This is a genomic window from Parvimonas sp. D2, assembly GCF_035282635.1.
Lineage (GTDB): Bacteria > Bacillota > Clostridia > Tissierellales > Peptoniphilaceae > Parvimonas.
On sequence record NZ_JAYKBO010000002.1, the window covers coordinates 221242 to 241786 of the forward strand.

Genomic DNA, 20545 nt, shown 5'->3' on the forward strand with positions numbered 1-20545 from the left:
AATTTAGTAAAGGAGAATTTTATGGATTTATTAAAAAAATTACCTATTCCCATTGCGGGATTGATTTTAGCTATGTTTGCGTTAGGAAATTTGTTACAATCTTATAGTAATGTTGTTAGATTATGTATAGGTGGCGTTGCACTTATTTTATATATTATTTTTGTTTTAAAAATTGTTTTATTAAATTCAAAATTAAAAACTGTTTTAGATAATCCAGTTCCTGCAAGTGTACTTTTAACAATTACAATGGCTACTATTTTACTTAGTAGCTATGCAAAGCCTTATTCTTCAGGCTTAGCTGCTGCATTTTGGTTTGTTGGTGTAATCTTACATGCTTTGTTAATTATTTGGTTTAGTATGAAATTTTTACCTAATTTTTCAATTAAGAAAGTATTCCCATCTTGGTATATTGTTTATGTAGGAATTGCAACAGCTAGTGTTACAGCAGGAGCAGCGAGGCAATTAAAATTAGGACAAATTTGTTTTTGGTTTGCTTTAATTTCATATTTTATTTTAATACCTGTTGTATGTTACAGAGTATTTAAAGTTAAAGAAATTCCAGAACCATCTAAGCCAACATTTGCAATTTTATCAGCACCTGGTTCACTTGCACTTGCAGGATATTTGAATACTTTTCCTGAAAAGAATTTTACTTTCGCTGCTGTTTTGTTTGGATTTTCACTATTTTTCTATTTAGTAGTTTTAGTTAATTTACCAAAATTATTGAAATTAAAATTTTCTCCGGGTTTTTCTGGTTTTACATTCCCACTTGTAATAAGTGCAATTTCAAGTAAATTATTTAGTGGATATGTAACAAAATTATATGGAGCAAATTCGGTTTTAAAATTATTTGTAAATTTTCAAGAAATAGTAGCAACGTTGATTGTACTATATGTTTTTATTGGATATATGAAATTTTTATTTTCAAAAGAGAATTAAATTATTATAAAAATTGCTTGACTATTTAATTAGTATATGTTAAAATATTTGAGTAATATGATGAATGAAGTAGAGTACTCGCTCTCACCTTGTTACTATTTTGTTTCAGGTTTATGTTAATAATTTAAGTTTTGTAATTATTATGGCGGGTGTTTACTCGCCGTTTTTTTATGGAGGTGTTATTATAAAAGAGCTTTTAATTAATGAAGAGATTAGAGCAAAAGATGTTAGGTTAATTGATGCAGAAGGTAATCAAATTGGAGTAGTTCCAATTTCGAGAGCATTAGAAATGGCAAATGAAAAGAAATTGGATCTTGTTAATATTTCTCCTAATGCTAATCCACCTGTTTGCAAAATTTTAGATTATGGAAAATATAGATATGATTCATTAAAGAAAGAAAAAGAATCAAGAAAAAAACAAAAAGTTATAAATGTTAAAGAAATTAGACTTACTCCAAGTATTGATAAACATGATATAGAAGTTAAGGCAAAACATGCGAATAATTTCTTAAAAGGTGGAGATAAGGTAAAAGTTTCTGTAAGATTTAGAGGTAGAGAGTTGGGACATACTGATATTGGTAAGGTAGTTTTAAATCAATTTAAAGAACTTACTGCAGAATATGGAAATGTAGAAAAAGATTCCGTAATGGAAGGTAGAAATATGACAATGTTTTTATCACCAAAACAAGATTAATAGGAGGTTTTAGATATGGCTAAAATGAAAACACATAGAGCGTCAGCTAAGAGATTCAAGAGAACTGGTACTGGAAAAATTAAAAGATTTAAGGCATATAAGAGCCATTTAACAAGTAAGAAATCACCAAAGAGAATTAGAAATTTAAGAAAATCATCAGTTATCAGTAGTGGAGATCAAAAAAGAATCAATAATATGATTCCTTAATAATGGAGGTAAAGAGTAATGGCAAGAATAAAACGTAGTTTAAATGCAAGAAAAAAACATAGAAAAGTATTAAAACAAGCTAAAGGTTATTATGGTGCAAAGTCAAAATTATTCAAAGTTGCTAATCAAGCAATTATGAAATCAATGACTTATTCATTCATAGGAAGAAAGAGAAAGAAAAGAGATTTTAGAAGCTTATGGATTGCAAGAATTAATGCCGGAACAAGACAATATGGTTTAAGTTATAGCAAATTTATGTATGGACTAAAGAAAAATAATATAAATATGAACAGAAAAATGCTTTCTGAAATGGCTATAAATGATCCAGAAGGATTCAAAAAATTAGTTGAATTAGTAAAATAGAGAAAATGTCCCTTCATAATTGAAGGGCTTTTTTTTGGAGGTTATTTTGAGAGATTTTATAAAGCAGTTAAAAAATAAGCTTGAAACTAATCCGCCTGCGGTATTAACTTTAGGTTTCTTTTTAATAATAACTGTTGGATCTATTCTGTTATTTTTACCTTTTTCATCTAAAAATTTAAATTTTACAAATTTTATAGATTGTGTATTTATATCAACTTCTTCTGTTTGTGTAACGGGGCTTTCAACTATAAATATAACTAATGAATTTAATTATTTTGGAAAAACTATTATAATGCTTTTAATTCAAGCAGGAGGATTAGGCTTTATGACAATGGCTACTATGGTAGCTATGATTTTAGGCGAAAAGATAACTTTAAAAGATAGACTTGTAATTCAAGAACAAATGGGATCAACAAAACTTAGTGGAATGGTTAAACTTATAAGATATGTAATTTTTTCAACCTTTTTGATTGAAGGTTTGGGTGCAATATTACTTTCTTTTACATTCGTTCCTAAGTTTGGGTTGAAAGGAATTTATTATTCTATTTTTCATTCAATATCAGCTTTTTGTAATGCAGGTTTTGATGTTTTAGGAGAAAATAGTTTAGAGAGTTTTAATACAAATCCATATTTACTTTTAATAGTTTCGTTTTTAATAATATTAGGAGGTCTTGGATTTCATGTTTATATTGATATAAGTAATTTTAGATTCAATTATAAAAAGTATTCATTGCATACTAAGATTGTTCTAGTAATGACTTTAGGACTTCTTATATTTGGAACAATTGCTTTTTTTGTCTTAGAATATTCTAATGCAAAAACTTTAAAAAACTTAAACTTTTTTGATAAAATTACAAATTCATTTTTTCAATCTGTTACTACAAGAACTGCAGGTTTTGCATCTATAGATCAAACTGGTTTTACGGAATCTTCAACGATTCTAAGTGTATTTTTGATGTTTATAGGAGGCTCTCCTGCAAGTACAGCTGGTGGTATAAAGACAACTACAATATTTTTATTGATAGTAACAACTATATCTTTCATTCAAAATAATAATGAGATAGAAGTTTTTAAAAGGAGAATTTCTTTTTCTTTAGCAAAAAGAGCAATTGGAATATTTGTTATATCTTTGTTACTAGTTAATACTGTAGTTTTTATTTTAACTTTGATTGAAAATGTAAGATTTATAGATTTGCTTTTTGAAACTGTTTCAGCTTTTGCGACAGTTGGACTTAGTAAAGATTTAACTCCACATTTAAAAGATATTACAAAAATATTATTAATTATATTGATGTTTATTGGAAGAGTAGGTCCGCTTACAATTATTTTCTCTTTTTATAAAAAGGTTAATAAAAAGAAATTTAAGTATTCAAGTGGAAATGTTATTGTTGGATAGGAGATAGTATGAAACAAATTGCTGTTATAGGTTGTGGAAGATTTGGAATGAGTTTAGCCATAACCTTGGGAAAACTTGGAAATGAAGTAATGGTTATAGATAAAGATGAAGAGATTATAAATTCTATTGCAGACAAGGTTACACATGCTATAATTTGTGATGTTAGTGTAGATGGAAGTCTAAAGGAATTAGGACTTGCTAACTTTGATATTTGTGTTGTTGCAATAGGTTCTGATTATAAAACTTCAATTATTGCAACTGTAGAAGCAAAAGAGCTAGGTATTCCAAAAATTATTGCTAAGGCGACTGACGGTGTTCAGGCTATGGTTCTTAGAAAAATAGGGGCAGATAGAGTTATAATTCCAGAAAAAGATATGGGAGTAAGAGTAGCAAATAATATAAGTAATTCAAATATTTTAGACTCTATCAATTTATCTGATGAATATTCTCTTGTTGAAATTTCGCCAATGGAAGTTTGGGTTGGAAAATCAATAAAGGATTCTGAAATTAGAAATAGACATCATGTAAATATAGTTGCTATAAAGAATAAAGATGGCTTGGAGATAAATGTAGGAGCTGACTATGTTATAAAGAGCAGTGATATTCTTTTAGTTGCTGGTAGAAATGACTGGATTGGTAAGCTGGTATAATATGGAATTTAAAGTTATAGATAGTAAAGATAATAAAAGGTATAAATTATTTAAGAGTCTGTATTTGAAAAAAAATAGAGATAAATATAAATTATTTTTGCTAGAAGGAAAAAAACTCTTATTAGAGGCTATTGGCGAAGAACTTGATATAGAAAATATAATTTGTACTGAAAAATTTATTGAAAACTTTGATTTTAATGAAAAATATTTAGATAAAGTTATAATCTTATCTGAAAAATTATTTAAAAACTTGACTGAACTTACAAATTCTGAAGGAGTTATTACTGTTGTAAATTATATTGAGGATAAAAAAATTTCTTCTAAAAATATAATTTGTTTAGAAAATGTAAGTGATCCGGGAAATTTTGGAACAATAGTTAGAACTGCAAATGCTTTTGGAATTAAGGATATATTGACTATAAATTGTGTAGATAAATATAATTCAAAAGTTTTAAGAGCGACTATGGGTGCAATGTTTAGAACAAATATTGTAGATTGTGAAATTGAAAAAATAAAAGAATTACAAAAAGATGGATATAGATTAATTTCTACGACATTAAGTGAAAATTCAAAAATTTTAGAAGATTTTAAATTTGATGGAAAAAATATTGTAGTTATGGGAAATGAAGCAAATGGAGTTTCAGCTGAAATGCTAAGAATTTCAAATGCACATTTAAAAATAGATATGGACAATTCAATGGAGTCTTTAAATGTATCAATAGCAGCTGCAATAATAATGTATAAAATATATAAAAATTAAAGGAAGTGTTTATAAGCACTTCCTTTTTTGTACTATATATTTTTGGGACAATTTTTCAATTATTTTAATCTTGCCAATGCACCAAATGGATCCCATGGTTCAAGTTCTATTGTTTTTTCATCAAGAGCTTTTAACCATTTTTCATCAATGTATTTTTTGTCAACCATTACTTCATAGTTGTATTCATCAAACCATTCATCAGTCATTGAAAAAATACCTTTATCTCCAACTGCATCTCCCCAAGAGTTTTCAACTTGCCATTCTAATGGTTTTCCATTTTCATCAAGATTTACTCCTGTAAACACCATTGCATGAGTTAATACACTTTCGTGATAATCAAGTCTTTCTGCTTTTGTAAAGTTTTCTAAAGTAGGGAATATGTCATCATACAAGAACATATCTAAGTCCATAATTCCTTTTTGCTTTTCCAAAAACTTAATTACATCACAGCCAAACCATACAGGTTCCCCAGCTTTAATTGACTTTATAGCACTTTCTTTTAATACTTCTATAGGAACATTTAAGTATTTTATTTTGTCAGCTTCTTTAACTGTTCCTAAGAATTTTACTGTATAAACTTTTCCGTAAGGTTTGTCATCAGTTGGAGCATTGATTAAACTTATTTTATCTTTTAAATTCCAACCAACATATTTATCGAAAAATTCTTTAGGAGTAATATTTGATATTCTGTGGAATTTTTCGTCTTTATCTCTGTATTCATAGGTGAAAGTTTCAGGAATTTCTCCCAAACATTTAGTTAAAATATTGTAAACTGTATAAAGAGTTTCATTTTTTAAATCTTCAATTTCTTTTAATGGTTTGCCAGCTTTATGAAGATTTCTCATATCACAAGCTGCTTTTCTAAGATATTTAGTTAGTATTGCTTCCATATCTCTTGTGTTTGAAGAGTGGAATGTTTCTGGCATAATTCCTTTAGGAACGACACCATATTTTTCTAAAAGACCTCTAAACATATCCCATTGACCACCATCTTGTACAGGTGCAGTTAAAAGATGAGAAACAACTCTTGAATCAGTTTTTTCGTCTAATGTTTCAATTATACTTTCTAAAAAGAAGTTTGCTTTTTCAAGTTTATCCCAAAATAGAGTATATGTTTGTGAGTATTCCATAGATTTTATGTTTAATTTTTCCATAGTTGAAACTCTTGCAACATTTAATGCAGAGAACATCCAACATCTACCACTTGATTTTTGGTTTGTTATTTCACCTTTTTTTGTAACATCAGAAAACTGAAAATTATGTCTTTTATAGACTTCATGATTTGTAGATGCTTCGTGTAACCCCACTTTTGCAACACTTGCAGCTACGATTTTGTTTGTTTTACAAGAATTAAATCTTTCTTTAAATGACTTAAGAATTTCATTTGTTAATGCCATTTGTATCACTCTCCTTAAAAAAATTTTTTGTGAGAAACCTCACAATTACATTGTAACATAAAATTATAATAAATAAAAGATAATTATTATCAAAAATGATAAAAATTATAAGTTTTTAAATATATTATATATTAAGATAAAATAATAAGTAACCTAAAAAATGATATTATAACAATAGTTTTTTATTATAAATATTATAAATTTTTAATAGTTTTTAAAATATAGAAATAGGAAATATTGGACTAAAAAAATTCTTGAAATATTGATAAAATGGTAATAGATCATATTAATCGCTATAACATTAGAATAATTACAGATAATTAAAAAGGAATGTTTCCTGATAATTACAGGTCACATTCCTTAAAGTAATTAATTTATTTGTATTATGAAAATCTAATATTAATCATTTAAGAATTATTTTAAAACTTCTCTTAGTTTTTCAAGAATATATTCATCAATTGGTTTTCCATCAATAAATGCATTTTCTCCATCTGGTAACATAATTCTAAAGAAGTTGATAATTAAATTTCCATCAACTATATAGTAATCATCTAAATGTAATGGAGCAATGTAAACTTTCAAGATTTCTTTATTATTGTTTGGAAATTCTTTGTTTAATTCTTCAATAAGATGATTTACATTAAGAACTTTTATAGGTTTTGCCATAAGTTGTGGAAGTTCAAGGTCTTCCATCATCCACATATTATTATTCCAAAATCTTTTTTCTTCTTTAGTAGCTGTAGAAAGTAATTCTCTATTTTGGATAGCAGATAAAACTCTTCTTACTGATTCTTCATTAAAATCTTTAGTCTTTATAGCTTGTAGTGGATATTGTTTAGCTACATCAACAAAAAAGCTTTCAGCAACTTTTTCTTTTTCAGCTAATGCAGTCCATAAATATAACATGGATTCGATAGTTTCTAAGTTTAATTCAATTTGTTTAATCATATAAGCCTCCAATAAATTATTAAAATTTACAATAAATATGTAAAAAATTTCATTTCTATATTTTGCATAAAAAATTTTTATGAACAATGTAAAATATAGTATAAATTAATTGTAAACTTTTTTTGTAAAAAAATCAATACTTATGTAATTTACTTGTTGTAAAATTTGAAAAGTTTTGTTATACTTGTACGGTAGATTATAGGAGGGGAGATTATGAATTATAGTACATTAAGAAAAGTTATTATTACAACATTTGCATCTGTTATAGTATCTGCAGGGGTTTATTTCTTTATGGTTCCTTATAATTTGACTATTGGAGGAACAGCAGGGCTATCAATAGCATTAGCAAAATTTATTCCTGGTATACCTGTTGGGGTATTTCAACTTGGAATTAATATTATTTTGTTTATTTTAGCATTTTTACTTGTAGGAGCAGAGTTTGGTGGACTTAGTATATATGCTACAATTGTATTATCTATTTCACTTATTGCTTTCGAAAAAATATTTCCAAATATTCAACCATTAGTTGATACTCCGTTTATGAGTATGATTATAGGAGTTGGTGTTACGGCTTTTGGTATTGCTCTATCATTAAATCAAAATGCCTCAACTGGTGGAACTGATATCGTTGGAAAAATATTGAATAAGTATATTCATGTAGATTTAAGTGTTGGAGTTTTTATAGCTGATTTCTCTGTTGTAGTTATGGGTTATGCTGCTTATGGAATTAATGCTGCAATGTATGCTCTAGTTGGTATTTTATTTAATGCAGTAGTTATAGATAAAGTTCTTACTGGATACAAGACTAGAATTAAAGTTTATATTAACTCAAGAAAATGGGAGGGTATTAATGATTATATCCTTAATGAGATTGTTAGAGGAAGTACATTGTATGAAGTAAAAGGAGGTTTTAATAAGAGTCAAAGAGTTATGATTGAAACTATTCTTACAAGACCTGAATACATAAAACTTATGAATTTTATTAGAGAATTTGACAATAACGCATTTGTAAATGTTGCAACAGTTAGTGAAGTTTCTGGAGAAGGATTTAGTTACCTTACTGAAGAAAATAAAAAAGTTTTAAAAGAAAAGAATAAAACTAGAAAAATGTAATTGTAAAACTGTTATGGAGATTTGTTTCATAACAGTTTTTTATATGAAATAAACACAGTAAACATCGATTTCTTATTGACTTTTTACATAAAATTTTATATACTATAATTAGGATGATAACTATATGTTTTAAATTAAAATATATTTAATTTGATAGTATGTCTATCAAAATTAATAGTGTTTATTTATTTTTATAATTTTAATAAAGGAGGAGCTATGAAAAGAAAATTTTTATCAAGAGTTTTGTTGATTTTATCTTTATTTATGGTAAATATTCTTGTTTTAGATAATTATGAAGATAAAAATATTGTTGTTGCTGAAGGCTTTAGTGGTTGGAAAGAAGAAGACAATCAAAAGTATTTTTACCAAAATGGTAAAAAATATACTGGAAAATATCAAGATAAATATTTTGTAAATGGAAAATATGCCAATGGAATTTATGAAGGAATTCTATATAAAAATGGTGTAGAGCAAAAAGGTAAGGTTTATGTAAACAACATTTTTTATGATCCTGATGGTAAACCTGCAAATGGCTGGTATGATGATGGCACAGCATGGTATTTTTTCCAAGATGGTAAAAAACATACAGGAAAAGCTGTAGATGCAAATGGCGAAATGTATTTCGTAAATGGGAAATATGCTAATGGATATATAGATAAACTTTTCTATAAAGATGGTAAGTTAGCAGATTGGTGGTGTGATGATGGCACAGCGTGGTATTTTTTCCAAGGTGGTAAAAAACATAACGGAATTGGAAAAGATGCTAATGGAATAAGATTATTTGTAAATGGAAAATATGCCAATGGAATATATAATGATAAATTATATAAAGATGGTGTAGAGTCAAATGGTAAAATTTATGTAAATGGAATATTTTACGGATATGATAAAAAACCAGCAAATGCATGGTATGACGATGGTACAGGTTGGTATTTCTTTAAGGATGGTAAAAAGCTCACTGGAAAAGGAATAGATGCAAATGGTGAAATGTATTTCGTAAAAGGAAAATATGCCAATGGTTATGTAGATAAACTTTTTTATAAAGATGGGAAATTAGCTGATTGGTGGTGCGATGACGGAACAGCATGGTATTTTTTCCAAGGCGGGAAGAAACATAATGGAAATGGAAAAGATGCTAATGGAATAAGATATTTTGTAAACGGAAAATATGCTAATGCCTATATAGATGAGATTTTTTATAAAGATGGAGAAATCGCGAATTGGTGGTGTGATGACGGAACAGCATGGTATTTTTTCCAAGGTGGGAAGAAACATAATGGAAATGGAAAAGATGCTAACGGAATAAGGTATTTTGTAAATGGAAAATATGCCAACGGAATATATGATGATAAATTATATAAAGATGGTGTAGAGTCTGATGGTAAAACTTATGTAAATGGAATATTTTACGGATATGATAAAAAGCCAGCAAATTGGTGGTATGATGATGGAGAAGGATGGTACTTCTTTAAAGATGGTAAAAAATACACAGGAAAAGCAGTAGACGGAAATGGCGAAATGTATTTCGTAAATGGAAAATATGCAAATTGTTATATAGACGGATTGTTTTATAAAGATGGAGTAATAGCCAACTGGTGGTGTGATGATGGTACAGCATGGTATTTTTTCCAAAATGGAATAAAACATAATGGACTTGGAAAAGATGCAAATGGAACAAGATTATTCGTAGGTGGAAAATATGCCAATGGAAGATATAATGAAAAATTATATAAAGATGGTTTAGAATCTGCGGGGAATACTTATATAAACGGATTGTATTATGCCGAAGATAAATATTTAGCAAATGGTTGGTATGATGATGGAACTGCATGGTATTTCTTTAAAGATGGTAGAAAGCATACAGGAAAAGCTGTTGATGGAAATGGCGAGATGTATTTTATAAATGGTAAGTATGCTAATGATTATGTTGGAGGAATTTACTATAGCGAAGGTAAAATTGCAGAATGGTGGTGCGATGATGGCACAGCATGGTATTTTTTCAAGAACGGAAAAAAACTTACAGGTTTTGGAGTAGATGCCAATGGAAGAAGATATTTTGTAAATGGAAAATATGCCAATGGAAGATATAACGGAAAGTTATATAAAGATGGTTTAGAATCTGAAGGCAATACTTATATAAACGGTTTATATTTTGGAGGAGATAAATATCTAGCCAATGGTTGGTATGATGATGGATATGATTGGTATTTTTTCCGAGATGGAAGAAAACATAATGGATATGCAACAGATGAAAATGGATCAAGATATTTTGTAAACGGAAAATACGCAAATGGATATTATGGCGGAAAATCTTATATTGATGGAGTTGAAGTAGGCTTGGCGGATTCTGATTGGTACGTTTCAAATGGAATTTGGAGGTCCAAAAATACAGGTAGAAGTTGCCATGTAAATGGAAATTTTATAGTAGTAAGTTTGAGTGATCAAAAGTTATGGCTTGTTAGAAATGGAACTATAATTTCTAAAGTAGGTATTGTAAGTGGTAAGCCTTCTACACCTACTGTAACAGGAATTTTCAGTGTGCTTTCAAAGGAATATTCAAGAATTCTAAAAGGACCCGGATATGCTTCTTGGGTTCAATATTGGATGCCATTCCATGGAAGTTATGGAATTCATGATGCAAATTGGCAACCAGGTTATGCTTTTTCAGATTATTACTACTATAGAAGAGGTGGCTCACATGGTTGTATAAATGTTTATCCTGGTTCAATGGGATATATTTACAATAATTCTTATATTGGAATGAGAGTTATAGTCTATTAGTATTGATTTTAAAAAACAAATATGTTAGAATTATCTTGTTAATACTTACGTTGAACGATAAAAAATAATATGAAAATTTTAGAGAGTAGTTGTTTGGTGCAAAATTACATTTTTGTATTATGGGGAAATCGGGAGTAATTTTTTTAGAGTGATGTTTTTAACATAATTAGGGTGGAACCACGGTCATATCGTCCCTTGCGATATGGCCTTTTTGTTTATTTATTTTTAGGAGGAATATTATGAAATCAGAAAAGAGTATGGAAAAAATTGTTTCTTTATGTAAAAGTAGGGGAATAATATATCCAGGGTCAGAAATTTACGGAGGACTTGCTAACACTTGGGATTATGGTCCTTTAGGTGTTGAATTTAAAAATAATGTAAAAAAAGCTTGGTGGCAAAAATTTGTTCAACAATCTAAATATAATGTTGGTCTTGACAGTGCAATTTTGATGAATCCGGAAGTTTGGGTTGCTTCAGGTCATGTTGGAAGTTTTAGTGATCCTTTAATTGACTGTAAAGAATGTAAATCTCGTTTTAGAGCTGATAAACTCATTGAAGATTTTTATTTTGAAAACAATCTTGGAGATATAAATGTTGATGGTTGGGAAAATGAAAAAGTTGAAGAATTAATGAAAGAAAAAAATATTTGTTGTCCAAATTGTAAAAAACAAAATTTTACAGGAATAAGAAGATTTAATCTTATGTTCAAAACTTTCCAAGGTGTAACTGAGGATAGCAAATCTGAAATTTATTTAAGACCGGAAACAGCACAAGGTATTTTTGTTAATTTTAAAAATATTGCCAGAACTTCTCGAAAGAAAGTTCCTTTTGGTATTGCTCAAGTTGGAAAATCTTTTAGAAATGAAATTACTCCTGGTAATTTTACTTTTAGAACTCGTGAATTTGAACAAATGGAATTGGAATTTTTCTGTAAACCTGGAGAAGATTTAGAATGGTATGACTATTGGAAAAACTATTCTTTTAATTGGTTATTGTCTTTAGGAATGAATGAGGAAACTTTAAGACTTAGAGACCATGAACAAGAAGAATTGAGTTTTTACAGTAAAGCTACTTGTGATATAGAATTTTTATTCCCATTTGGTTGGGGAGAACTTTGGGGGATTGCAGATAGAACAGATTATGACTTATCAAGACATATTGAAGTTTCCGGCGAAGATTTGAGATATATAGACCCTGTTACAAATGAAAAATATATTCCATATTGTATTGAACCTTCACTTGGAGCAGACAGAGTTGCGTTAGCATTCTTATGTAATGCTTATGATGAAGAAGAGATAGGAGAAGGAGATGTTAGAACTGTTTTAAGACTTCATCCCGCTTTAGCTCCATTCAAGGCTGCAATTTTACCACTTACTAAAAAATTGTCAGATAAGTCTGATGAAATTTATGATGAACTTTCAAAATATTTTATGATAGATACAGATGTTTCAGGAAGTATTGGAAAAAGATACAGAAGACAAGATGAAGTTGGGACTCCTTTCTGTATAACTGTCGATTTTGATACTTTGGAAGATGATTGTGTAACGGTTAGATTTAGAGATACTATGGAACAAGAGAGAATAAAAATCTCAGAACTAAAAGATTTTATTGAAAAGTCTTTAGAATTTTAGGAGGAATTATGGTTAAGAAAAAAGTTGTTTTTGGCTCAAGTATGTGTCCTGATTGTATTGTTATGAAAAAAGCACTTGATGAAAGAGAAATTAAGTATTTGTATTTAGATATTACTGAAAATTTAGCAAATCTTAAAAAATTCTTAAAATTTAGAGAAAATCCTGCATTTGATTTTGCTAAGGAAAATGGCTCAATAGGCATTCCTGCAATGGTGATAAATGATGGAGAAAAAATAATTTTTAGCATAGAAGAATTTGATGAATATAATAAGTAGGAGGCAATTATGTTAGAAAATTTAAAACCTGAAAGAGTTTTTTATTATTTTGAAGAGCTAACTAAGATTCCAAGAGAATCTGGAAATGAAAAGGCAGTTAGCGATTATTTATACGGTGTTGGAAAGTCTTTAGGATTAGAAACTATTCAAGATGAAAGCAATAATATTGTTATAAGAAAACCTGCATATAAAGGTTATGAAGATCACGAACCTGTTGTTATTCAAGGACATATGGATATGGTTGCAGAAAAGGCTGACGGAGTTGAACATAATTTTCTAGTTGATCCTATTCCTGTTATTGTGGATGGAGATTGGGTTAAGACTAAAGGTACAACTCTAGGAGCTGATGATGGAATAGCAGTTGCAATGGGACTTGCCATTTTGGAAGATAAAGAAGCTAAACATCCTGCACTTGAATTACTTGTAACTACTGATGAAGAAAGAACAATGGCAGGTGCAAGAGCAGTAAAGAGAGAACTTTTAAATGGAAGAAAGCTTTTAAATATTGATGCTGAAGAAGAAGGAGTACTTTTATCAGGTTGTTCAGGTGGACATAATATTATGGGTACTTTGAAAGTTAAATTTGAAGAAAATAATAAGAAAAATACTTTTGTTTTATCTGTAAATAATATGCTTGGTGGTCACTCCGGAATGGAAATTCATCAACAAAGAGGAAATTCTTTAAAATTTGCTCTTAGAGCAATGGATTTGGTAAAAGAAATTGCTGATTACAGATTGGTTAGTATTGAAGGTGGAACAAAACATAATGCAATTCCTAGAGATGCAAAAGTAATTTTTACAAGTGATGCTGACGAATTTAAAATTGATTTTTCTAAATTAATTAGTGAATATCCACTTGATAAAGATATGAGAGTTTCTATAGAAAAAGTTGAAAATACAAAAGAAGTTTTATGTAAGGGATGTCAAGAAAAAATTGAAAATGTAATTAGAAATATTCCTCATGGAGTGTATTCAATGATGGAAGAATATCCATCAATCGTTGAATGTTCTGACAATTTTGCCATGATTAAATTTGATGGAAATTTTGTTAGATTTACACTTTCATTAAGAAGTTCAAATCCTAAGACTTTTGAAGAATATACAAATATAGTTAAAAAAGTTTATGAAGAAAATGGTGTTGAATATACATTAGAAGATTATTATAAACCATGGGAGTTTGCAAAAGTTTCAAAATTAAGAGATACTGCTTTAGAAGTTTATAAAAATTTAACAGGAAAGAAAATGAAAGTTGAAGTTGTCCATGCCGCTTTAGAACCAGCAGTTTTTGTTGATACATTCCCTGAAATGGAAATGATATCAATAGGACCTACAATGAAAGATGTTCACAGTCCTGTTGAAAGATTGAATATTTCTTCAACTCAAAGAACTTTTGAATTTGTAAAAGAATTATTAGAAAAATTATAAAAATTATAAAAAATAAGTATATAATATATAAAAAATCGCGATAACTTTACTCGCGATTTTTTTATGTACTACTCACCGAACACTTTTGTGAAAGGTGAGGAATAGTTTTAATTTGAATTATTTTCGTTTAAGACTTCAAGAAGTAAATCTAAATTTAGTCCATGAACCATTGTAGCTTCTTCAAGAGTCTCCATTTGACTTGCAGGACAACCAACACAAGAAAGTCCAAAATTAAATAGAATTTCAACAGCATCCGGATGAATTTGGATAATGTCTCCAATTAGCATATCTTTTGTTATTTTCATAACTGCACCTCCTAGTTATCTTATACCCATATAATACAGGTAATTGAGAAAAAAATCAAGTTATATTTGACTCTAAAAAATAAAATTGTTAAGTTGTAAAATATCGTGGTAATTATAGAATGAATGATTAGACTATTATTATTTTTTATGATAAAATAATTAAGTTATATGGAGGCTTATATGAAATGTTGTGATAATAAAAAAGCAATAGATAATCTATATAAAAATATTGCTGTAAACGATAGATTAAGAGAAAGTGAAAATAGTAAAGAGCTTGAAAAGAAGATTGCTTTAAGTCTAGGTTATACTTTAGAAGATATAGAAAATGGCGCAAATCTTGGCTTGGGTTGTGGAAATCCAATTGAAAATGCAAATTTAAAATCCGGAGAAACAGTTTTAGACTTAGGTTGTGGAAAGGGAATGGATGTCTTTAAGGCTTGTAAAATAGTTGGAAAAGAAGGCTTTGTTATTGGAGTTGATAGACTTTCTGAAATGATTGAAAGAGCAAATTACATAAGAGAAAAAAAGAAGTTTTTAAATACTAAATTTATGGTTTCAGATATAGATAATCTTAAAGTTGAGAGCAATACTGTTGATTGTGTAATTTCAAATTGTGTAATAAATTTATGTGAAGATAAGGAGAAAGTTTATTCTGAAATTTTTCGAGTTTTAAAATCAGGGGGAAGAATTTCAATTTCAGATATTGTTCAATTTAATGAATTGCCATCATGGGTCAAAGATGAACCGATTTTTCATGCAACTTGAGTCGCTGGCTCAATAACTTCGGAGAAGTTAAAGAATATTTTAAAAACGGTAGGTTTCGAACTTTATACTATAATTGAAGAGGAATTAACTGAAGAATATCTTGCAAAATGGGGACATAAAATAGATTTAAAGAAATATATAAGACGTGGTAAAATTTTAGCTTTTAAGCCAAAAAATTAGGAGAGAAAAATGGAAAAACTATATTCATCAATTTTTATGATTGTTTTAACTTTTGTAATTATATATTTTATTTCAAAGAAATACGATTTGGATAGAAATCAAAAGTTAATATTTTGGTTGTTTGTACTTTTTTGGAGTGGAATAACAGTTGTAAGAGCATATAGAAAGCTCTATGCTATAAGTCCCATGGAAGAGGGGGGGCTTGGTTTTTCGATTGTTTTGGCTGCACAGATAACTTCAGCATACGGACTAATAAGTTGCTTTATCAGACTGCCAATTTTTATACTGAGTGATATTTTTAATAGAAAAAAAATATTTATTCAAATTGCACTTTTTATTTTAACATTAGCATCTTTAATTGTAGTTTTAAAACCAAGCTATAATACTCTTTATTTTTCATCAATAGCTATGGGAATATGTGCATCTATGCTTGCAGTTTTCAATGTGTTGTTTTCAGAGACTTTTTCTAAGGAAAAAGCTGCAATTTCAGCGTCGATTCTATCAATAGCACCGCTTTTAGCAGAATTTATAGCAGCTCCAATACAGTATTTGTCAACTTATGGTACATATAAGAATTTTAAATTGCTTTGGACACTTTCTGCTACAATTTCAATTGTAGCTTTGATATTAAGTTTTTTTGTTAAAGATGTTTCTTATTCTGCAAAGAGATTTAGCCTTGAAAAAGTTAAAAAAGTTTTTGAATTTAAAGGCTATTTATATATCTGTTTAATTGCAATTTTAGTTTCATTTATAAAGTTTTCAACGTCAGGAGCAAATATGATTGCTTATGCAAAAGTTAATTTAAATATGCCACCTATATGTTTGGCTTATATTGACGTACTATTTGCTTTTCCACAACTTATTGCAAGTGTATTAGCAGGAACTTATTTTGCAAAGAAGATAGGAATTGAAAAAACTTTAATCTTAGGTTTAGTTTCAAATCTAATATTTTATATAATTATTTTATTAACTAATTCATATATCCCTGCATTTTTTGGATATATTTTTAATGGTTTTGGCTATGGAATTGCGTATACTTGCTTGATTTCAATGGCTATGCAATATTTTGAAAAAGAAGATAGAAATGTAAGTATGGGAATTTTTCAATTGTTCTTTGCTATGGGAGTCTATTTTGGAGACAGAGTTTATCTATGGATTTCAAAGTTAATACCAGAGGGAATTTTAGGATTTGAACAGAACAAATCAATTTACCTTATAGTTGTTGTCATTACTTTATTAAGTATAATAATGGCACAATTTAAAATAAAAGAGAAAAATTAAAAAAGTATTGTACTTTATTTATATTAGTATGAGAAATTTAAATTTAGTATGATAAATATAAATACATTGTTTTTTGCTATAATTAATGATTTTTTTCTTTGTTTATGATATAATTATTGTGATTATGTGTGTAATCAAGAATAAATTTAGAAAATAAAATAGGAGAAAAAATGGGTAATTATTTTGGAACAGATGGTGTAAGAGGAGTATATGGAGAAAATTTAACTGACGAACTTGCATATAAACTCGGAAAATCTGTTGGATATATTTTAAAAGATAAAGAAGAAAAGTTATTTATAATAGGTAGAGATACTAGAGAAAGTGGAAAAAATCTTGAGAGTAGTTTAGCTAAAGGCTTATTAGAAATGGGCTTTAATGTAGTTACTATTGGAATAGCGCCAACACCAACAGTTGCTTATTTAATTAAATATTTTAAAGCAGTTGGAGGAGCTGTTATTTCTGCTTCACATAATCCTTTTAAATATAATGGAATTAAGATTTTTAATGAAGATGGCTTCAAACTTTCTGATGAAATAGAATTTAAAGTTGAAAATATTTTAGATGATGAAAATTTTGACTTTGGAGAAGTTCAAGAAGGAATTTTCACTGAAGAAAAAGAGGCGGTTTCTATTTATGCGGATTATTTAAAATCAAGAGTAGATGCAGATTTTTCAAATTTAAAAATAGCAGTAGACTTTGGAAATGGGGCAAGTTATAAAATTGCAAGAAAATTATTTGAAGAGTTAGGAATGGAAGTTATTTCTTTAAATACTGCTCCTGATGGAAAGAATATTAACTTAAATTGTGGTAGTACAAATATGGAAGTAATAAGAAAAGCCGTTTTGGAAAATGATGTTGATATGGGATTTTCTTTTGATGGAGATGCAGATAGATGTTTAGCTGTTGATGAAAAAGGAAATATTATGGATGGAGATCATATTTTAGCAGCTATGGCTAAGTCATATAAAGAAAAAGATGAACTTACAAATAATGCTGTTGTTGGAACAGTTATGAGTAATATTGGACTAAAAAAATATTTAGACTCAATAGATGTAAATTTTGTTGCAGCAAAAGTTGGAGATAGGTTCGTTCTTGAACAAATGCTTGAACATGATTACATTCTTGGAGCTGAGCAATCTGGACATATGATTTTCCTAAATGATAGTACAACGGGAGATGGGACTTTTACAGCTTTAAAGATTTGTGAACTAGTTGCAAGTAGTATAAATAAATTGTCTTATTTTAATGAGCTTATGGTTTCATATCCACAAGTTTTAGTAAATGCAAAAGTTAAGCTTGAAAATAGAAATGCTTATGCACAAGATAAGGAAATAGTTGCTGAGATAAAACAAATTGAAGAAAAATTTTCAGGTAATGGAAGAGTTTTAATAAGACCTTCTGGAACTGAACCTTTAGTTAGAGTTATGATTGAAGGAGAAAATCAAGAAGAATTGGAAGTTGAAGCTAAAAAACTTGCCAAATTTATTGAAGAGAGGTTAGGATAGTATGAAAGATAGATTGATAGTTGCTGACAGTTGTTGTGATTTAACAGAGGAGATGAAAAGCAAACTAGATATCGAATTAGTTCCTTTGACATTACAACTGGATGATGTTGATTATTTAGATGATGAAAATTTAGATGTAGATAAATATATAGAAGCTATGAGAAATGCAAGTTCTATAAAAACAGCTGCTCCATCTCCTAAACTTTTTATGGATAAATTTGAAGAGGCAAAAGAAGTTTTTTGTGTAACTTTATCTGGAAAATTAAGTGCAACATATTCTAATGCATGTTTAGCAAGGACAATGGTACTTGAAAAGGGAGAAAGATTAATTCATGTTTTTGATACTAAGTCTGCTGCCTCTGGAGAAACTTTAGTTGCCTTGAAAATTCAAGAATGTATAGATAAAAAAATGACGTTCCAAGAAATTGTTGATAATGTAACAAAATACATTTCAGAAATGAATATATTTTTTGTTTTGGAAAGTCTTGATAATTTAATAAAAAATGGAAGAATTTCTAAATTAAAAGCTATGATTGCTTCTGCTTTTTCTATAAAGCCTGTTATGCAAGGTGTTAATGGTGAAATAGATATTTATAAGAAAGTTAGAGGCTTAAAAAAAGCATATAGTGAATTAATTGATGCAATAGCTGAAAATAGTTCAAATATTGAAGAAAAAATATTGGTAATAACTCATTGTAATTGTTTGGAAAGAGCAAAAGAAATAAAGAATAAAATAGTTGAAAGATACAATTTTAAGGATATTTTGATTGTTTCTGCAAGAGGATTATCTTCTACTTACGAAAATGAGGGTGGAATAATTATCAGTTATTAGTGAGGTAATTTTGAATAAGAGAGTTATTTTAGGAATGAGTGGCGGGGTCGACAGTTGTGTTGCCTGCCATTTGTTATTGGAAGAAGGTTATGAAGTAATTGGAGTTACTATGAATTTAGTACCTAAAGGACATCTTTATGATGAAGAAAAAGGCTGTTGTTCTTTATCCTCTGTTATGGATGCAAAAATTGTTGCTGAAGCTATGGGAGTAAAGCATTATACAATGAGCTTTAGGGAAGAATTTGATAGAAAAGTAATTGAAAATTTTGTAAGAGAGTACTCTCTTGGTTACACTCCAAATCCTTGTGTTGCTTGTAATAAATACATTAAATTTAATAGCTTTGTAGAAAAAATAAAGCCTCTAAAGGCTGATTTTATTTCTACTGGACATTATGCAAAAGTTGAATTTGATAAAAATTATAATAGATACTTATTAAAAAGAGCTAAAGACTCTAAAAAAGATCAAACTTATTTTTTATACAATACAAGTCAAGAAGTTTTATCAAAGACTTTATTTCCACTTGCAGATTTAGAAAAGGAAGAAGTAAGACAAATTGCTAAAGATGAAAATATTTTGACTTATTCAAAAAAAGATAGTGAAGAAATTTGTTTTGTTCAAAATAGAGATCATGGTCTTTTTATTAGACAAAGAAATCCTGAATTGATTAAAGAAGGATACTTTATTGATGAAAAGGGAAATAAATTAGGAAAGCATAATGGCATAGTCTATTATACTGTTGGTCAAAGAAAAGGTCTTGGAATTGCATTGGGTAAAAGAGTATTTGTATCTAAGATAAATGCAATAGATAATACGGTAACATTATCGGATGAAGATGCACTTTATAAAGATAAAATAAAAATAAGGGAAGAAAATTTTATACCCTTTGATACTTTAGAAAAGCCCTTGGAAGTTAGTGTAAAAGTAAGACATGGTCAAAATGAAACTAAAGGATTATTATTCTATAAAAATAATGAGTTATTTGTAGAATTTGAAAAACAAGTAAGAGCTCCGAACAAAGGACAATCAGCTGTGTTTTATTTGGATGATATTGTAATAGGTGGCGGAATAATCGATGAAGTATACTAAAAAAGAGTTGC

The 20545-nt window shown here is 28.4% G+C and carries 20 protein-coding genes; 17 read left to right on the forward strand and 3 right to left on the reverse strand.

Annotated elements, in window-relative coordinates; translation table 11 throughout:
- Positions 1-21 precede the first annotated feature (21 nt).
- From VJI77_RS03640 to VJI77_RS03670, 7 genes are all read left to right on the forward strand, one after another.
- Positions 22-939: a TDT family transporter gene (locus VJI77_RS03640; protein ID WP_323988319.1), complete on the forward strand. Its 918-nt coding sequence runs from the start codon at positions 22-24 to the stop codon at positions 937-939.
- Between the two features lie 142 nt (positions 940-1081).
- Positions 1082-1633, forward strand: coding sequence for a translation initiation factor IF-3 (gene infC / locus VJI77_RS03645; RefSeq protein WP_009354441.1), 552 nt, complete (start codon positions 1082-1084; stop codon positions 1631-1633).
- Positions 1634-1648: 15 nt separating this feature from the next.
- Positions 1649-1840 (forward strand): 50S ribosomal protein L35, encoded by a 192-nt coding sequence (rpmI, locus tag VJI77_RS03650; RefSeq protein WP_009354463.1) that lies wholly within the window; start codon positions 1649-1651, stop codon positions 1838-1840.
- Between the two features lie 18 nt (positions 1841-1858).
- Positions 1859-2203: a 50S ribosomal protein L20 gene (gene rplT, locus VJI77_RS03655; RefSeq protein WP_009354971.1), complete on the forward strand. Its 345-nt coding sequence runs from the start codon at positions 1859-1861 to the stop codon at positions 2201-2203.
- A 46-nt stretch (positions 2204-2249) separates the two neighbouring features.
- Entirely contained in the window at positions 2250-3599 is a 1350-nt protein-coding gene (locus VJI77_RS03660) for a TrkH family potassium uptake protein (RefSeq protein WP_323988320.1), read from the forward strand.
- Between the two features lie 8 nt (positions 3600-3607).
- Complete coding sequence (locus VJI77_RS03665) at positions 3608-4249, forward strand: potassium channel family protein (protein ID WP_313961069.1); 642 nt, start codon at positions 3608-3610, stop codon at positions 4247-4249.
- A 1-nt stretch (position 4250) separates the two neighbouring features.
- On the forward strand, positions 4251-5009 hold the full coding sequence (locus VJI77_RS03670; protein ID WP_323988321.1) for a TrmH family RNA methyltransferase: 759 nt from the start codon (positions 4251-4253) through the stop codon (positions 5007-5009).
- 59 nt (positions 5010-5068) lie between these two features.
- Here VJI77_RS03670 and VJI77_RS03675 read toward each other — a convergent pair whose 3' ends face one another.
- Together VJI77_RS03675 and VJI77_RS03680 are read right to left on the reverse strand one after the other, a co-directional pair.
- On the reverse strand, positions 5069-6406 hold the full coding sequence (locus tag VJI77_RS03675) for an aminopeptidase C (protein WP_323988322.1): 1338 nt from the start codon (positions 6404-6406) through the stop codon (positions 5069-5071).
- A 414-nt stretch (positions 6407-6820) separates the two neighbouring features.
- On the reverse strand, positions 6821-7354 hold the full coding sequence (locus tag VJI77_RS03680; protein WP_009354522.1) for a TDE2712 family protein: 534 nt from the start codon (positions 7352-7354) through the stop codon (positions 6821-6823).
- 213 nt (positions 7355-7567) lie between these two features.
- Here VJI77_RS03680 and VJI77_RS03685 point away from each other — a divergent pair, with 213 nt between their 5' ends.
- The 5 genes from VJI77_RS03685 to VJI77_RS03705 all read left to right on the forward strand — a co-directional run bounded on the left by VJI77_RS03685 (position 7568) and on the right by VJI77_RS03705 (position 14579).
- Entirely contained in the window at positions 7568-8467 is a 900-nt protein-coding gene (locus tag VJI77_RS03685; RefSeq protein ID WP_009355037.1) for a YitT family protein, read from the forward strand.
- Between the two features lie 216 nt (positions 8468-8683).
- A complete protein-coding gene (locus VJI77_RS03690) occupies positions 8684-11248 on the forward strand; it encodes a L,D-transpeptidase family protein (RefSeq protein WP_323988323.1) in 2565 nt (854 codons plus the stop codon).
- 239 nt (positions 11249-11487) lie between these two features.
- Positions 11488-12879 (forward strand): glycine--tRNA ligase, encoded by a 1392-nt coding sequence (locus VJI77_RS03695; RefSeq protein ID WP_323988324.1) that lies wholly within the window; start codon positions 11488-11490, stop codon positions 12877-12879.
- An 8-nt stretch (positions 12880-12887) separates the two neighbouring features.
- The gene (locus VJI77_RS03700; protein ID WP_323988325.1) at positions 12888-13154 is read left to right on the forward strand and encodes a glutaredoxin domain-containing protein; all 267 of its coding nucleotides are present in this window, start codon (positions 12888-12890) and stop codon (positions 13152-13154) included.
- Positions 13155-13163: 9 nt separating this feature from the next.
- On the forward strand, positions 13164-14579 hold the full coding sequence (locus VJI77_RS03705) for an aminoacyl-histidine dipeptidase (protein WP_323988326.1): 1416 nt from the start codon (positions 13164-13166) through the stop codon (positions 14577-14579).
- Between the two features lie 107 nt (positions 14580-14686).
- On the opposite strand, the gene VJI77_RS03710 is transcribed toward VJI77_RS03705, so the two are convergent.
- Positions 14687-14884, reverse strand: coding sequence for a DUF1858 domain-containing protein (locus VJI77_RS03710; RefSeq protein ID WP_009354496.1), 198 nt, complete (start codon positions 14882-14884; stop codon positions 14687-14689).
- 180 nt (positions 14885-15064) lie between these two features.
- On the opposite strand from VJI77_RS03710, the gene VJI77_RS03715 reads away from it, so the two are divergent.
- The 5 genes from VJI77_RS03715 to mnmA all read left to right on the forward strand — a co-directional run bounded on the left by VJI77_RS03715 (position 15065) and on the right by mnmA (position 20534).
- Positions 15065-15649: a methyltransferase domain-containing protein gene (locus VJI77_RS03715; protein WP_323988327.1), complete on the forward strand. Its 585-nt coding sequence runs from the start codon at positions 15065-15067 to the stop codon at positions 15647-15649.
- Between the two features lie 189 nt (positions 15650-15838).
- Complete coding sequence (locus VJI77_RS03720; protein ID WP_323988328.1) at positions 15839-17110, forward strand: MFS transporter; 1272 nt, start codon at positions 15839-15841, stop codon at positions 17108-17110.
- 170 nt (positions 17111-17280) lie between these two features.
- Complete coding sequence (glmM, locus tag VJI77_RS03725; protein ID WP_313961060.1) at positions 17281-18615, forward strand: phosphoglucosamine mutase; 1335 nt, start codon at positions 17281-17283, stop codon at positions 18613-18615.
- A 1-nt stretch (position 18616) separates the two neighbouring features.
- Positions 18617-19447 (forward strand): DegV family protein, encoded by an 831-nt coding sequence (locus VJI77_RS03730; protein WP_323988329.1) that lies wholly within the window; start codon positions 18617-18619, stop codon positions 19445-19447.
- A 10-nt stretch (positions 19448-19457) separates the two neighbouring features.
- Entirely contained in the window at positions 19458-20534 is a 1077-nt protein-coding gene (gene mnmA, locus VJI77_RS03735) for a tRNA 2-thiouridine(34) synthase MnmA (protein ID WP_323988330.1), read from the forward strand.
- Positions 20535-20545: the final 11 nt, after the last annotated feature.

What these genes read in the sequence shown, in the direction of transcription:
- VJI77_RS03640 (WP_323988319.1), top strand. Translation starts at nt 22, where the DNA reads ATGGATTTATTAAAAAAATTACCTATTCCCATTGCGGGATTGATTTTA.
- infC (WP_009354441.1), top strand. Translation starts at nt 1,082, where the DNA reads ATGGCGGGTGTTTACTCGCCGTTTTTTTATGGAGGTGTTATTATAAAA.
- rpmI (WP_009354463.1), top strand. Translation starts at nt 1,649, where the DNA reads ATGGCTAAAATGAAAACACATAGAGCGTCAGCTAAGAGATTCAAGAGA.
- rplT (WP_009354971.1), top strand. Translation starts at nt 1,859, where the DNA reads ATGGCAAGAATAAAACGTAGTTTAAATGCAAGAAAAAAACATAGAAAA.
- VJI77_RS03665 (WP_313961069.1), top strand. Translation starts at nt 3,608, where the DNA reads ATGAAACAAATTGCTGTTATAGGTTGTGGAAGATTTGGAATGAGTTTA.
- VJI77_RS03670 (WP_323988321.1), top strand. Translation starts at nt 4,251, where the DNA reads ATGGAATTTAAAGTTATAGATAGTAAAGATAATAAAAGGTATAAATTA.
- VJI77_RS03675 (WP_323988322.1), bottom strand. Translation starts at nt 6,406, where the DNA reads ATGGCATTAACAAATGAAATTCTTAAGTCATTTAAAGAAAGATTTAAT.
- VJI77_RS03680 (WP_009354522.1), bottom strand. Translation starts at nt 7,354, where the DNA reads ATGATTAAACAAATTGAATTAAACTTAGAAACTATCGAATCCATGTTA.
- VJI77_RS03685 (WP_009355037.1), top strand. Translation starts at nt 7,568, where the DNA reads ATGAATTATAGTACATTAAGAAAAGTTATTATTACAACATTTGCATCT.
- VJI77_RS03690 (WP_323988323.1), top strand. Translation starts at nt 8,684, where the DNA reads ATGAAAAGAAAATTTTTATCAAGAGTTTTGTTGATTTTATCTTTATTT.
- VJI77_RS03695 (WP_323988324.1), top strand. Translation starts at nt 11,488, where the DNA reads ATGAAATCAGAAAAGAGTATGGAAAAAATTGTTTCTTTATGTAAAAGT.
- VJI77_RS03700 (WP_323988325.1), top strand. Translation starts at nt 12,888, where the DNA reads ATGGTTAAGAAAAAAGTTGTTTTTGGCTCAAGTATGTGTCCTGATTGT.
- VJI77_RS03705 (WP_323988326.1), top strand. Translation starts at nt 13,164, where the DNA reads ATGTTAGAAAATTTAAAACCTGAAAGAGTTTTTTATTATTTTGAAGAG.
- VJI77_RS03710 (WP_009354496.1), bottom strand. Translation starts at nt 14,884, where the DNA reads ATGAAAATAACAAAAGATATGCTAATTGGAGACATTATCCAAATTCAT.
- VJI77_RS03715 (WP_323988327.1), top strand. Translation starts at nt 15,065, where the DNA reads ATGAAATGTTGTGATAATAAAAAAGCAATAGATAATCTATATAAAAAT.
- VJI77_RS03720 (WP_323988328.1), top strand. Translation starts at nt 15,839, where the DNA reads ATGGAAAAACTATATTCATCAATTTTTATGATTGTTTTAACTTTTGTA.
- glmM (WP_313961060.1), top strand. Translation starts at nt 17,281, where the DNA reads ATGGGTAATTATTTTGGAACAGATGGTGTAAGAGGAGTATATGGAGAA.
- VJI77_RS03730 (WP_323988329.1), top strand. Translation starts at nt 18,617, where the DNA reads ATGAAAGATAGATTGATAGTTGCTGACAGTTGTTGTGATTTAACAGAG.